Source organism: Actinoplanes sp. NPDC049548 (assembly GCF_040676695.1).
Taxonomy (GTDB): domain Bacteria; phylum Actinomycetota; class Actinomycetes; order Mycobacteriales; family Micromonosporaceae; genus Actinoplanes.
Window position 1 is genome coordinate 1 of sequence record NZ_JBFAPM010000016.1, and the last position, 13,626, is coordinate 13,626.

The 13,626-nt window shown below is 69.8% G+C and carries 11 protein-coding genes and 1 pseudogene; 4 read left to right on the top strand and 8 right to left on the bottom strand.

Translation table 11 applies throughout. The annotated features are described in order from the left end of the window. The 5 genes and pseudogenes from AB0J80_RS27300 to AB0J80_RS27320 form a co-directional block, all read right to left on the bottom strand. A pseudogene (locus AB0J80_RS27300) lies at window positions 1-773 on the bottom strand (hypothetical protein); the annotation flags it as partial. A 152-nt stretch (window positions 774-925) separates the two neighbouring features. Continuing rightward, a complete protein-coding gene (locus tag AB0J80_RS27305) occupies window positions 926-1,729 on the bottom strand; it encodes a siderophore-interacting protein (protein WP_364710273.1) in 804 nt (267 codons plus the stop codon). 83 nt (window positions 1,730-1,812) lie between these two features. Further along, complete coding sequence (locus AB0J80_RS27310; protein ID WP_364710275.1) at window positions 1,813-2,823, bottom strand: ParB N-terminal domain-containing protein; 1,011 nt, start codon at window positions 2,821-2,823, stop codon at window positions 1,813-1,815. A gap of 389 nt (window positions 2,824-3,212) precedes the next feature. Then, a complete protein-coding gene (locus AB0J80_RS27315; protein WP_364710278.1) occupies window positions 3,213-4,292 on the bottom strand; it encodes a cytochrome P450 in 1,080 nt (359 codons plus the stop codon). 97 nt (window positions 4,293-4,389) lie between these two features. Further along, window positions 4,390-5,358, bottom strand: a complete 969-nt coding sequence (locus AB0J80_RS27320) for a ParB N-terminal domain-containing protein (protein WP_364710281.1) — start codon at window positions 5,356-5,358, stop codon at window positions 4,390-4,392. Window positions 5,359-6,151: 793 nt separating this feature from the next. On the opposite strand from AB0J80_RS27320, the gene AB0J80_RS27325 reads away from it, so the two are divergent. Then, window positions 6,152-6,463 (top strand): chorismate mutase, encoded by a 312-nt coding sequence (locus tag AB0J80_RS27325; protein ID WP_364710282.1) that lies wholly within the window; start codon window positions 6,152-6,154, stop codon window positions 6,461-6,463. Between the two features lie 225 nt (window positions 6,464-6,688). Further along, window positions 6,689-8,281 (top strand): MBL fold metallo-hydrolase, encoded by a 1,593-nt coding sequence (locus tag AB0J80_RS27330; protein ID WP_364710283.1) that lies wholly within the window; start codon window positions 6,689-6,691, stop codon window positions 8,279-8,281. Window positions 8,282-8,407: 126 nt separating this feature from the next. Here the strand turns inward: AB0J80_RS27330 and AB0J80_RS27335 are convergent, their stop codons facing one another. After that, window positions 8,408-8,617, bottom strand: a complete 210-nt coding sequence (locus tag AB0J80_RS27335) for an MbtH family protein (RefSeq protein WP_364710285.1) — start codon at window positions 8,615-8,617, stop codon at window positions 8,408-8,410. A gap of 173 nt (window positions 8,618-8,790) precedes the next feature. Between AB0J80_RS27335 and AB0J80_RS27340 the strand changes: the two genes are divergently transcribed. Beyond that, window positions 8,791-9,591 (top strand): alpha/beta hydrolase, encoded by an 801-nt coding sequence (locus AB0J80_RS27340; protein WP_364710287.1) that lies wholly within the window; start codon window positions 8,791-8,793, stop codon window positions 9,589-9,591. 26 nt (window positions 9,592-9,617) lie between these two features. After that, window positions 9,618-11,525 (top strand): ABC transporter ATP-binding protein, encoded by a 1,908-nt coding sequence (locus AB0J80_RS27345; RefSeq protein ID WP_364710289.1) that lies wholly within the window; start codon window positions 9,618-9,620, stop codon window positions 11,523-11,525. A 57-nt stretch (window positions 11,526-11,582) separates the two neighbouring features. Here AB0J80_RS27345 and AB0J80_RS27350 read toward each other — a convergent pair whose 3' ends face one another. Next, window positions 11,583-11,849 (bottom strand): acyl carrier protein, encoded by a 267-nt coding sequence (locus tag AB0J80_RS27350; RefSeq protein WP_364710291.1) that lies wholly within the window; start codon window positions 11,847-11,849, stop codon window positions 11,583-11,585. A gap of 19 nt (window positions 11,850-11,868) precedes the next feature. Continuing rightward, window positions 11,869-13,626, bottom strand: a complete 1,758-nt coding sequence (locus AB0J80_RS27355) for a fatty acyl-AMP ligase (RefSeq protein ID WP_364710294.1) — start codon at window positions 13,624-13,626, stop codon at window positions 11,869-11,871.

Sequence of the window (13,626 nt, forward strand, 5' to 3'; positions counted from 1 at the left end):
GGGTCCAGGAAGAAACTGAACCGATCCAGGTCACTGTCCCAGTCGTACCGCATCGCCTCGATCGCATCCGTGATCAACAGGCTGGCGAACTTCAGAATCCGCGGACCCGGCCGCGCCTCGCCTGGGCCGTCGCTGACCAGCGCCAGGGCGGCCGCGCCGTCACCGAACAGACTGTTCACCACGGCGGTGCGCATCGACCCGTCCAACGCATACGCCGCGGAGCACGCCTCCGCGCACAGCACCACCCCGAGCTCGCCGGGGTGCGCCGCGGACCAGCCCGCGACGACGTTGAGGGCGTTGAGGCCGGCGTTGCAGCCCATGCCGACGATGTCCGAGCGGCTGCAGTGCGGATCGATGCCGAGCTCGCGGATCAGCAGGGCGCTCAGGCCGGGGGTGAGGAAGCCGGTCGACGTCACGCAGCAGAGGTGGCGCAGGTCGGAGAGGGACGCGCCGGCGTTCTTGAGGCAGACCTGCAGTGCCTGAGCACCCATCTCGACGGCGAGGCGCTTGTGCTTGTCCAGCAGCGCACCCTGCGGTTCGGGGAGGCGCCGGCCCTCGGCGTCGACTGCCGGCAGGGTGAGGCTGCGCCGGTCGATCGCGCTGTTGAGAAACACCGACCGGACCTTCGGGTCACCGATCCCGAACAGATCCAGCAGCTCCGCTTGCGACACCGACGTCCCCGTCGTCGCCGTACCCACACCCACCATTCGCGAAATAGCGGGCAGGGCCACCTCGACGACGGATTCCGCGGGACGTTCCAAAGTGATCGTCATCGGTACATCCATCCCCACATGCGGCGCTTGCTGCGCACCAGTTCCTTGACGAATTCCGTAGTCATCGGACACGTTCCTTTCTCGTCACCGAATCCGACTCGGCGACGGTAGGTGTGGATTCGTGAAAGGGTCAAGCAGCTCGGTTGGACGGTTCAGCGGCGCGCTGTCGCGGCCTTGACACGGCGCCATTGCTCGTCATTGAGACCGCGGCGCCAATATCCCGAGATGGACAGCAGCTCTCTGGCCACGCCTCGTTCGTGCAGCAGGTGGCGGCGCAGGTCTTGCATTGCGCCGCCCTCGCCGTGCACGAACGCCTGCACGACGCCGGGGTCGAACGCCAGCCCGCGGACGGCCTCGGCCAGGCTCTCGCCGCGGGCCCGGTGGATCCAGCGGATCTCCGCGTCGGCGGCCGTGGGCAGGTTCTGTTCGTCGCGGGCGTCCGTGACCTCGACGATGACCTTCGCGCGGGTGCCCGGGGGCAGTTCCTCCAGCGTGCGGGCGATGGCCGGCAGGGCGACGGCGTCACCCGCGAGCAGGTGCCAGTCGGCGTGGGAGCCGGGGCGGTACAGACCGCGCGGGGCCTGCATCAGCACCGGGTCGCCGGGTTTCAGGGCGGCGAGCCAGGACGGGGTCAGCCCCGGGAAGCCGTGGTCGACGATGTCGAGGGTGAGCTCGCCGGCCTCCGGGTCGAGCGAGCGCACGGTGTAGGTGCGGGTGCGCGGCCGGGCCGCCGGCGGAAAGTCGGCGTGCAGGCGCCGCATATCGGTTTGTTCCGGGTAGGTGAAGCCCGGCGCCGGAAAGACGATGCGCACGTAGGTGTCGGTGAACGGACCGGGATCGAATCGCGCCACGGCCGGTCCGCGGGCAACCAGCCTCGTCATTCTCGGCGCGATTCTCGTCACCCGGGAAATCGTGAGCCGCACGATCGCGAGCGCCGGCGCCGATACTTCGATCATGCTTCCTCCCGCGACGGCTCAAGGTGAGGCAAGGGTACGGTGAGAAACGCATTCCGGGGTGCGCAGTCGAACACTCACGGGCACTATTGCGAGGCCTCCGACCGCTGTTCGAGCTCTTCGGCGAGCCGTAGCCATTCCTCGGCGCACACCCGGGCGACGTTGGCGACGATGTAGGTGCAGTGCGGAGGGACCCGGGTCGCCACATCGACCCGTTCGTCCGACTGGATCGCCCGCGACATGACCCACCGCAGCAGCGTCCGGCCGGACTCGGTGAACCGGAGGGCGGGATCGCTGCGCAGTCCCTGCAGCATCGACGCGAGCTGCGGCCCCTCCTCCGGCCCGGCGGCCGGCTTGACCGCGGGAACGTCGCCACGCCCGCGCCGCACCTGGGGCACCGGATCGTCGCCGCGCTCGATCCTCTTGCGGACGTCCCGCACCGTCGACGGCGACACGCCTGCCTCGCGCGCCACCTCCCGCAGGGACGCCTGCGGTCGTTGCCGGATGATGGCCGACGCCCTAAGCCGGCCTTCGGCGTTGTCCAGCGGCCGCACCCGCCCGTCCCGGCCGGTGCGGGCGCGGACCTCGGTGCCGGCGTCCACCGGGGTGCGGCGGCGGATGTTGCTGACCGTACGGGCACCGAGCCCGGTCACCGACGCGATCGTGCGGTCCGACCAGTTCGGGTGCGACGCGATGATCCGCTGTGCCGCCCGAGTGCGGTCCGCCAGGGACAGCGGCAGCCCGTGGGCGATGTTCGTCTGCACCGCGAGCACGAAGGCTTCCTGCTCCGTACCGTCGAAGAAGCAGACCTCGATCATCTCGTCGCCGCGCAGGATCGCCGCGCCGAGGCGGTGATTGCCGTCGATCACCCGCATCGTCGGCCGGTACACGATGATCGGCGGCAGCTGCTGGTCGACGCTCGCCAGCATGCGGGTGTGCTTGATGTCCTCTCCGCCCTGCCGCGGCGAGTTCGCCGACACCAGGAGGTCGACGGGCACCCATTCCGTTTCCGTCATCGCGGCCTGCGCCGCCCACATCGTCGTGGCGGCGAGCTCCGGCGTCTCCCCGGCCGCCCTCACGAGACTCGCGTGTTCCACGGCTGCCACCTCTCCCCCGGTTCCGTGCAACCCTCGGCGAACGCGCCGATCCTCTGCCCGCCAACAGAGATCGATCGATGCTCGTGATCGCGAAAGTTAGCCGACGCCGAACACCGTGTGCGACTGCGCATACGGCGCGCTCGAACACGACGGAATCCAGCAATGGGACCGTTTCACGCGTTAGAGCCGAAATGAAGGATTTCTCGTGCGGCATGGGTCAGGAAGTGACGCTTGTCGATGTCTGCAGGGCTGCCACCAGCAAAGGCCGTCACGGCGCCGCCATTCCTGCAGTACGGATGTATATTGCTCGAGCTTCAGCGACGTTCATCCGTCCACCGTGGTCAATCAGACGAAAGGGCATTCTCGCGCGAGCGACAATATGCGGTCGTTCACCACTGCACGGACAGTCGGGTGAGTCCACGGGTGAGCAGACCCTCCCTCCAGACCACGGGCTCGGATTCAGCGAGGCGCACCGCCGGGAAGCGGCGCAGCAGGCGCTCCGCGGCGGTCCGCACCTGCAGCCGGGCCAGGGGGGCGCCCGGGCAGCGATGCGGGCCGTGCCCGAAGGTGAGGTGCGCGGCGCGGCGCCGCTGCGGGGCGGCCGGCTGACCGAACACCCGCTCGTCGCGGTTCGCGTCGATCAGCGACACCAGGACGGCCTCACCGGCCTCGATCGTCGCCTCGCCGAGCCGGACCGTTTCCGTGGCCACCCGCGGAAAACTGGCCGGGGTGCTCGGGTTCAGCCGCAGCAGCTCCTCCAGCGCCGGCTCCGGCCGCTGCAGGAAAGCCTCCCGCAGGGCCGGATCCGACAGCAGCGACAGCACCGACAGTCCGATCTGGCCGATCGTGGTCTCGTAGCCCGCCATCAGCAGGGCGAGGCCCATGGTCACCAGCTCGGTCATCGACAGCTCCCCGCCGTCGTGCCGCTGGATCAGCGCGGTGAGCAGATCCCTCCCGGGCTCCCGCCGTTTGCGCCCCACCAGTTCGGTCATGTAGCGGGCGAGCCGTACGCGGTGCCGGACCTTGTCCTGCGGCGTGCTGGCGGAGATGTCGAACAGGACGGTCACCCAGCTCTGGAACCGCTCGCTGTCCTCCCTCGGCACCCCCATCAGCGCGCACATGACCGTCAACGGCAACGGCTCGGCCAGCAACGTCATCACGTCGGCACCGGGCCCGGCCGCCTCGATGTCGTCGAGGTGCCCGTCGACGAGCTTCTCGATCTCCGGTGCCATGGCGGCGATCCGGCCCGACGTGAAGGTGCCGGCCACGATCCGCCGCAGCCGGGCATGCTCCGCCCCGTCGATGCTCATCATGGAGGCGGACACCGGTTCCGCCCCCACGAGCTTGGGAGCGTGCGGCTGCACGGCCGCGGCACGGCTGAACCTGGCGTCGGTGAGCACGCTGCGGCCGAGCGCGTAGTCGCGGACGAGCTTCATCGGGTCGCCGGCCGGCGTGACGACGGGAACCACGTCGCCGGCACGGTGGTGGAGGAATTCCGGGAGTGGGCCCAAGCCGTCGTGGCCGGACGGGTGCATCGGCGTACCTCTTCTCCGGCCGGCGGCCGACTCAGTCGGCGACCGTTCGTCGCTCCAGGGCGTTGGCGAGCTGCAGCCACTCGTCGGCACAGGCCCGTGCGACGTTGACCATGATGTACGAGCAGTGCGGTGGCACCTTCTCCACGACGTCCACACGCTCGTCCTGCCGGATGGCGCGGGCGTAGATCCAGCGCAGCAGGATCCGGCCCTGCTCGGTGAACCGTAGCGACGGGTCGCTCTGCAGGCCCTGCAGCATCTCGGCCAGGGCCGGCCGGTCGAGCAGTCCGCCGTGGCGGGGGTCGGCCGGCTTCGGGCCATGACCGCGGCGCCACTTCTGAGGCACCGGATCCTGTCCCTGCGCGACGCGCTGGCGTACGTCCCGCACCGTCGACGGCGAGATGCCGGCCTCGCGGGCGACCTCCCGCAGCGACGCGTTCGGCCGTTCCTGGATGATGGCCGACGCGCGGAGCCTGCCCTCGGCGTTGTCGAGCGGCCGTACCCGGCCGTCGCGGCCGGTCCGGGCCCGGCCGACGCCGGGGTCCATGTCCACCTGCAGCCGGCCGCGGATGGTGCCGACGGTACGCGCGCCGAGGCCGGCGACGGCGGCAATGGCGCGGTCGGACCACGTGGGATGGGAGGTGACGATGCGCTCGGCGGCGCGGATCCGGTCGGCCAGGGAAAGCGGAAGCCCGTGTGCGATGTTGCTTTGCACCGCTAGCAGAAACGCTTCCTTGTCGGTACCGTCGAACAGACGAACTTCGATCAACTCGTCGCCGCGCAATATGGCGGCGCCAAGCCGGTGCATACCGTCGATCACTCGCATCGTGGCGCGGTGAACGATGATGGGAGGTAGCGGCTCGCCGATGCCGGCGAGCATCCGGATGTGCTCTATGTCCTCGCCGCCCTGTCGCGGCGAGTCGGCCGGCAGCAGCGCCGAGATCGGCAACCACCGGACTTCCTGATCGCCGGGCTGCGCCGCGACGACGGTTCGGCCTGCCACCGCAGGAAATGTCGATGCATTTTCCAGGACACCGTCAACCAGACTTGCTTGTTTCAAGGCTGCCCCCGCAGAGTCCCTTGCCCAAGACAACGGGCCCACTAGCGCTTTACAGCAGCCGCGTGGACCACGAGGCACGATCGTACGTCTTTCCGCCACACGGAGACACCCCCGTACGACTGGCTCCCGTGCGCACTCGAACGTGACCAGGACGCAAAGTCGGCGCAATTAGTTACTCGATCGTAAGGGGATCTCGCACCCGCCCGGCAAAGGCCTGACCAGCAGTTATGCAATTGCCTTGATCGATTCGGCGAGCCGGGGCGGCGACCGGGAGCCCGGGACTCACCGGCGGGAACGATCGCCCTCCGCCTGGCCACCAAAACGCGTCGGATAGGCGATCGAGCACCGGTCACAACCCGCCATCTCCGCCCAAATGTAACGGCCGGACCCTCGATTTTCCGTGCTATCCGGGCATGTTACTCCAGACGCCGAGATCCGGCCGAACGGGATCGGCCGGACAGCGACCGGCCTTCGCGGACGACCGGCGAAACAGCGGCGGCGGCCAGGGAACCGAGTAAGTAAGGAACAAATACGGCGCGTCCGATACCCGACCGCAGAGATTGTCGTGCGTCCATGACCATGCGGCGAATCATCCGCGCCGGCTTCTTCTGCGGTATTCCGCAACGGGCGAACGGCGTGTGCGACTGCACCGCCGAGCCAGTCGCACATGTCGCGCGTCACCGGTGTCCCCCCACAATCGGCCCGACCGAGTTTCTGCCGACGTGGGGACAACGAAGTGACCGAGACAACGCGGGCGACCGGCACATCCGGCAGCCGTTCCGAACCACCGGCCGCCGGCGCGTTCACCGCTGAGGACATCGCCCTGATGCGGTCCCGCATCGAGGAGATCGACGCGACCATCATCCGGCTGTGGCAGGAGCGGGCCGGGCTCTCCCAGCAGATCGGTGCCGTCCGGATGGCCGCGGGCGGCACCCGCCTCGCCCTGCATCGCGAACAGGAGATCATGCGGCGCTTCCGGCACGGCATCGGCCCGGACGGCACACAGCTGGCGTTGCTCGTCCTGCGGGCCGGCCGAGGTCCACTGTGAAGCGGCCGGCGGAACCGTCCGCACGGCTCACGCGAGACCGCGCATGTGCAACTGCGCCCGCCACGGCGGTCGCCGAACGCGGTCCGTATCGCCATCATGGCTGACGGGACAGGCCCCTGAGTCCGGCGTCGATGCCACCGGGCCGCCGTCCTCCTCAAGTCCTGGCCGCGCAGGCACATCGTCGAGACCAGCGGCCGACGCACTCGAAGAAGAAAGGGATTTCCCATGGGCGGCAGCGACGACCCGGTGTTCCTGCGATCCAATGCGATCGTGGAGCCACTGGTCGACCGGTTCTACGCGTGGATGCACATCTTCGCGCCGGTGCAGGCCTCGATGAACCTCGCCAACCTGCAGGTACCGCTCCTGGAGTCGTACCTGCAGGACCCGCAGATCCACACGACGGCCAGCGCGAACCCGGCGCTGCGCGGCGGCTACTTCGTCAACATCGAAGAGGCGCGCAGCATGGAGGTCGCCGCGCTGCTCGACACCATCAAGCGCGACCGGGCCGACATGCTCGAGTTCGCGGCGGCGGTCGCGCAGGCCGACGACATGCTCCGGCAGAGCGCCACGGGCTTCGACCTCACCCCGCTCTACCCGAAGCTCCCGCCGGCGCTCAACGGCCTCGTCGAGCTCGCGTACGACACGAGCAACCAGCCCTCGGTGCACTTCATCGAGCCGCTGACCTACACCAGCCCGATCTACGACGTGTCCCGGCAGTCGGTGCAGCTCTCCCTCGACGACGGGGTGGAGCGGCCGTTCATCCTGAGCACCCCCCGGCTGCCGCAGCCCGGAGTCCTGGACCTGGACATCCCCTTCCACCACCCCGGCCTGGACGAGCTGTTCGCCGCCCGGACCAAGCCGACCACCCTGGCGCGGCTGCGCGAGGCCCTGCAGCTCGACGACGAGCAGGCGGCTCAGCTGAGCCGGCTGCTGACCGACGCGCCCAGCCTCTCCGCCGACCGGCACATCACCTCCGGAGGCCGGATCCGCTACTTCGGCCACGCGTGCCTGGTCTTCCAGACGCCGGAGTCCGCGGTGGTCGTCGACCCGTTCATCAGCACCGACAACCGGCACGGCGACCGGTACACGCTGGACGACCTGCCGGACCACATCGACCTCGTGCTGATCACGCACGGCCACCAGGACCACATCGTCCTGGAGACCCTGCTGCAGCTGCGCTCACGCATCGACGCCGTGGTCGTGCCGCGGTCGTCGCGAGGGAACCTGTGCGACCCCTCGATCGGCCTGTACCTCAAGGCCATCGGCTTCAACGTGATCGAGGTCAACGACTTCGACGAGGTCCCGCTGCCCGGCGGTGGCCGCGTCGTCGCCACGCCCTTCCTCGGCGAGCACTCGGACCTCGACATCCGCGCGAAGTCCACCTACTTCGTCCAGGTCGCCGGCGCCTCCGTCTTCGTGGGCGCCGACTCCTCCGGCATCGACCCGGCGCTCTACCGCTACATGCGCAGCCACCTCGGCGACGTCGACATGGCGTTCCTCGGCATGGAGTGCGACGGCGCCCCGCTCACCTGGCTCTACCAGGGACTGCTCACCCGGCCCGTGACCAAGAAGATGAGCGACTCGCGGAAGCTGTCCGGCTCCAACGCCGCGCAGGCCGCCGCGATCATGATGGAGCTCGGCTCGGACGAGGCGTACATCTACGCCATGGGCGAGGAGAGCTGGCAGGGCCACGTCATGGCCACGTCGTACAACCCCGACACGTACCAGATGAAGCAGATCGAGGAATTCCTCGGCTGGTGCGGCAATCACGGCGTCACGGCCGGGCACCTGTTCAACAAGAACGAATGGACCTGGTGACTTCGCGACAGTGAAATAGCCGACCACTGCCGGCGTGCGAGGCGCGCCGGCAGTGGTTCGCGCCATTTTCAGGCACACACAAAAAAGGGCCGGCGACCCACGGGTCGCCGGCCTCACGCGGATCCGCTATCCCTTCATCGCCTCGATGAGGCTCTTGGGTCGCAGATCGGTCCAGGACTTCTCGATGTATTCGAGGCAGTCGTCGCGCGACGCCTCCCCGAACACGGTCGACCAGCCCTCCGGCACGTCGATGAAGACGGGCCACAGCGAATGCTGCCCCTCGTCGTTCACCAGAACCAGATAGCTCGCATCGGGATCTTCGAACGGGTTCGGCACCGGACCCTTCCAATCTTTCGGTAACAAGGGCTGGCCCGGATGACGCAGGGCCGCGACAACTATGACCTGTCTGTGACCGCCGGAGCAAGGATGCGTACGCGTACAACTGCGCCGATGAAACAGTCGCTCGCGATGCGATAGTAGGGCCACCGTATTCACAGGAGCGGCGATTCATGTCTTATGTGCACAGCAATGGAATTCGACTCTGGTACCAGCAGGCGGGGCAGGGCGAGCCCGTGCTGCTCATCCAGGGGTCGGGAGCCGCCGGCCACGTCTGGGACATGCACCAGGCGCCCGCGCTGCGTCAGGCCGGCTACCGGACCGTCATCTTCAACAACCGGGGCATCGGCCCGTCGGACGCGCCCGCCGGCCGGTACGCGCTCGACGACCTGGTCGCCGACACCAGAGGCCTCATCGAGGCGCTGGACCTGGCGCCCTGCCGCATCCTCGGCACCTCGCTGGGCGCGATGATCGCCCAGGAGCTGGCCGTCACCGCGCCGCACCTGGTGCGGTCGGCGGTCCTCATGGCGACCCGGGCCCGCTCGGACACCCTGCGCCGGGCCCAGACCCTGGCCGACCGGGCCCTGCTGGAGAGCGGCATCCGCCTCCCGGCCCGGTACGAGGCCGTCAACCAGGTGCTGCAGATGCTGTCCCCCCGGACCCTGAACGACGACGCGGCGATGGGGAACTGGCTCGAGCTCTTCGAGCTCAGCGCGGACGGCGACGGGCCGTCCGGGCAGGTGTGGATCGACACCGACGCGGACACCCGCCGGCGGCTGCGCGAGATCACCGCGCCGTGCCGGGTGATCGCCTTCGGCGACGACGTCATCGCCCCGCCCCATCTGGCCGCCGAGGTGGCGGACGCCATCCCGAACGGCGACCTGGTGGAGATTCCCGGCTGCGGCCACCTCGGGCACCTCGAGGAGCCGGACCTGGTCAACGCGGCGATCGTCGAGTTCTTCGACAAGTTCTGACTGCGAGAGCGAGGACAATTGTGGCGATGATGGGTGGCCCCCGGCCGGGGCCTCCGGGCGGGATGCGTCCGGGCCCGCCCCCACCGGCCGACCAGAAGATCAGACCCGGCACCGTACGGCGCGTCGTGCCGTACGCCCTGCGACACCGGAAGTCGTTGTTCCTCCTGCTGGTCCTGACCCTCGCCACGGCCGGCGTCACGTCGGCCAACCCGCTGATCCTCAAGGCGATCATCGACGACGGCATCCAGGGCGGCCACACGCCGGTGGTGGTGCGGCTCGCTCTGCTCATCGCCGCGCTGGCGGTGCTGGACGCGGGGGCCAGCTACGCGCAGGCCTGGGTCTCGGCCCGCATCGGACAGGGTGTGGTCTACGACCTGCGGACCAGGGTGTTCGACCACATCCAGCGCCAGCCCGTCGCGTTCTTCGCCCGGTCCCAGACCGGTGCGCTGGTCAGCCGGCTGAACAACGACGTCGTGGGCGCCCAGCAGGCGACGACCACGCTGCTGTCGCAGAGCACCGACACGATTCTGAAGATCATCTTCACCCTGGCCACGATGTTCTACCTGTCCTGGCAGATCACCGTCGTCGCGCTGGTCATGATCCCGCTCTTCCTGCTGCCGGCCAAGCTCATCGGCCGGGTGCTGCAGCGGCTCGCCCGGCGCCGCATGCACCTCGACGCCGAGATGGGCACGATGATGAACGAGCGCTTCAACGTGGCCGGGGCGCTGCTCACCAAGCTCTACGGACAGCCGCAGCAGGAGTCCGCCGAGTTCTCCAGCCGGGCCGGCAAGGTCCGCGACATGGCCATCCGGGCCGCCTCCATCGGCGCCCTGATGGGCATCATCGTCACGCTGCTCACCTCCTTCACCAACGCCGTGGTCTACGGCTTCGGCGGCGCCCTGGTCGTCCGGGGCGAGCTGGAGCTCGGGACGCTCGTGGCCATGGCGACCCTGCTGGCGCGGCTGTACGGCCCGGTCAACCAGCTGTCGAGCCTGCACCTCAACTTCGTGACCGCGCTGGTCAGCTTCGACCGGGTCTTCGAGGTGCTGGACCTCGAACCCTCCGTCGCGGAGCGCCCCGAGGCACGGTCGCTGAACGGCAGCTACGCCGGCGGGGCCACCGCGCCCGAGATCGAGTTCGACCAGGTGTCCTTCCGCTATCCGCGGGCCGGCGACGTCTCGATCCCCTCGCTCCAGCTCGCCCGGCTGGGCCCGGCGGAACGCGGCAGCGACGAATGGATCCTCCGCGACCTCAGCTTCCGCGTACCGGCGGGCAAGCTGACCGCCCTGGTGGGACCGTCCGGCGCCGGCAAGACGACCATCACCCACCTGGTCCCCCGGCTCTACGACGTCGTGTCGGGCGCGGTCCGCATCGACGGCGAGGACGTCCGGGACCTGACGCTGTCCTCCCTGTCGAGCCACGTCGGCGTGGTCACCCAGGACGCCCACCTGTTCCACGACACGCTGCGCGCCAACCTGCTGTACGCCCGCCCCGACGCCACGGAGCACGACCTGGTCGAGGCGTGCGAGGCGGCACAGATCTGGAGCACGGTGTCGGCGCTGCCGGACGGCCTGGACACCGTCGTGGGCGACCGCGGCTACCGGCTCTCCGGCGGTGAGAAGCAGCGCATCGCCCTGGCCCGGCTGCTGCTCAAGTCACCGCCGATCGTCGTGCTGGACGAGGCCACCGCACATCTCGACTCGGCGTCGGAGGTGGCGATCCAGCGGGCCCTGGTCACCGCGCTCGCCGGGCGTACCTCGCTGGTCATCGCGCACCGGCTCTCGACGATCCGCAAGGCCGACCAGATCCTCTTCGTCGAACAGGGGCAGATCCGTGAACGCGGCACCCACGAGGAGCTGCTCACCGCGGACGGTCGCTACGCGCGCCTGTATCGCACCCAGTTCGCGGAGCAGGAGGAGGAGCCGGTCGGCTGACGCGGCGATCGAGAAAGGGACCGCCCGGCCGGGCGGTCCCTTTCTGATGCCTTTTTGTCAGTCGGCGGCGGGCCCCGCGGCCAGGAAGCCGGCGAACGCGGCCGCGGTCGGGTGGTCCCAAAGGGCGTTGGGGTCGACCTTGAAGCCGACGTGCTGCTCGACCACCGCGAGGATCGCGGCCGCAGTCAGCGAGTCGAGGCCATAGGTCACCATCGGTTCGTCCGGGTCGATCGTGGCCGGCGGCAGCCGCAGCTCCTTGGCGAGCTGCACGCACAGCCACTCGCACAGGTCGGTGCGGGCGGTGTTGGTTCCGGGCAGGGACATGGCACTCCTTTGCTGGCGGTCACGCCATCGACGGTGACCGGTCCGCTGCGGACGGGTCCTGGTAGAGCGTCTTGAGGCGGCCGGTGCGGTACAGCTCGGACATGGCGGCGCGCTGCACCTTGCCGCTCGTGGTCCGCTGCACCGTGCCGGGGCGCAGCAGCGCCACGGCGGCGACCGGGACTCCGAACTCCCGGCTGACGGTCAGCCGCAGCTCGGTGGCGAGGGAGGGCAGCCGCTCCGGCGGCACCTTGCCCACCTCGTGGGTCACCACGACGGCCTGTGTGGCGAGCGCGGTGTCCCCGCCCGGCACCGCGAACACGGCCCCGGCACGGCCCAGCTCGGGGTGGGTGATCCGCAGCTCCTGCTCCACGTCGTGCGGGTAGAGGTTGCGGCCGCGGACGATGAACATGTCGGTCAGGCGGCCGTGGACGTACAGCTCGCCCTCGTAGATCGCGCCGAGGTCGCCGGTACGCAGAAAGCCGGCCTCACCACCGGCCGTCGCGGCGTGGAACATGTGGGCCAGGTCGTCGCGCTCCCAGTAGCCGTCGCAGACGCTGCCGCCCCGCAGCCAGATCTCGCCCAGGCGCCCGTCGGGCAGCACCTCGCGGGTGGCCGGATCGACCACCCGGATGTCGCAGGCCGGCGTCGGGGAGCCGCAGCTGACGACGTCCCGGGTCTCGCCCACGCCGCCCTCGGCGAACACGCCCTCGGCCAGCCGGGCGGGATCGAGCCGGCGGACCACCGGGCGACGGCCGGTGCGGCAGGTGACGTACACGGTGGCCTCCGCCAGGCCGTAGCCCGGGGCGAGCGCCTCCGGGCGGAACCCGGCCGCGGCGAACTTCTCGCCGAAGCGGTCGAGCACCGCGCGGTCCACCGGCTCGGAGGCGTTGATCGCGATGTGCCAGCGGGACAGGTCCAGGCTCGCGGCGTCGGCGTCGTCGATCCGGTTGACGCACAGGTCGTAGGCGAAGTTGGGGGCGAACGACACGTTGATGCCGTACCGGTCGATCGCGCGCAGCCAGCGGATCGGGCTGCGGATGAAGGCGCTCGGTGTCATGAGGACGGTGGTGCCGCCGCGCAGGACCGCGGACATCAGCATGCCGACGAGCCCCATGTCGTGGTAGAGCGGGATCCACCCGCCGACGCGCACGGCGGCGGACCAGCCGATCTCGGTCGTCATCGAGTGCACGTTGTGGAGCATGTTGCCGTGCCGGACGATGACACCCTTGGGATCGCCGGTGGAGCCGGAGGTGTACTGCAGCAGGGCTGTCGTGGCACGGCTCAGCGGCACCGGCCGCCACGCGCCGGGGTCGCCGAAGCCCGCGGTGCCGTTCGCGTCGACGATGACGTCGGCCAGGCCGGTGTCGTCCGCCCACTCCCGCACCTCCGTGAGGGTCTCGGCATCGGTGAGCACCGCGGCCGCGCCGGCGCTGCCGGCCACGGTGGCGATGCGGTTGCGCTGATGCCGGTAGCGCCCGGGCTGCGGTGCGGGCACGGCGATCATGCCCGCGTACAGGCAGCCGAAGAAGGCCGTGACGAACTCGATGCTGTTGGGGTGCAGCAGCAGCACCCGGGACCCGGGTGGCAGCCGCTCCTGCAGCCAGGCGGCGCAGGCGCGGGCCTGCCGGTCCAGTTCCTCGTAGGTGCAGGTGACCGCGCCCTCGAGGGGGTCGTCCGGATCGGCGAGGAAGATCAGTGCCTCGGACCGCGGCCGCGTGGCGGCGTGCTGGCGCATCATGGTGACCAGGTCCGGGACGTCCTCGAGGTCGTAGGCCAT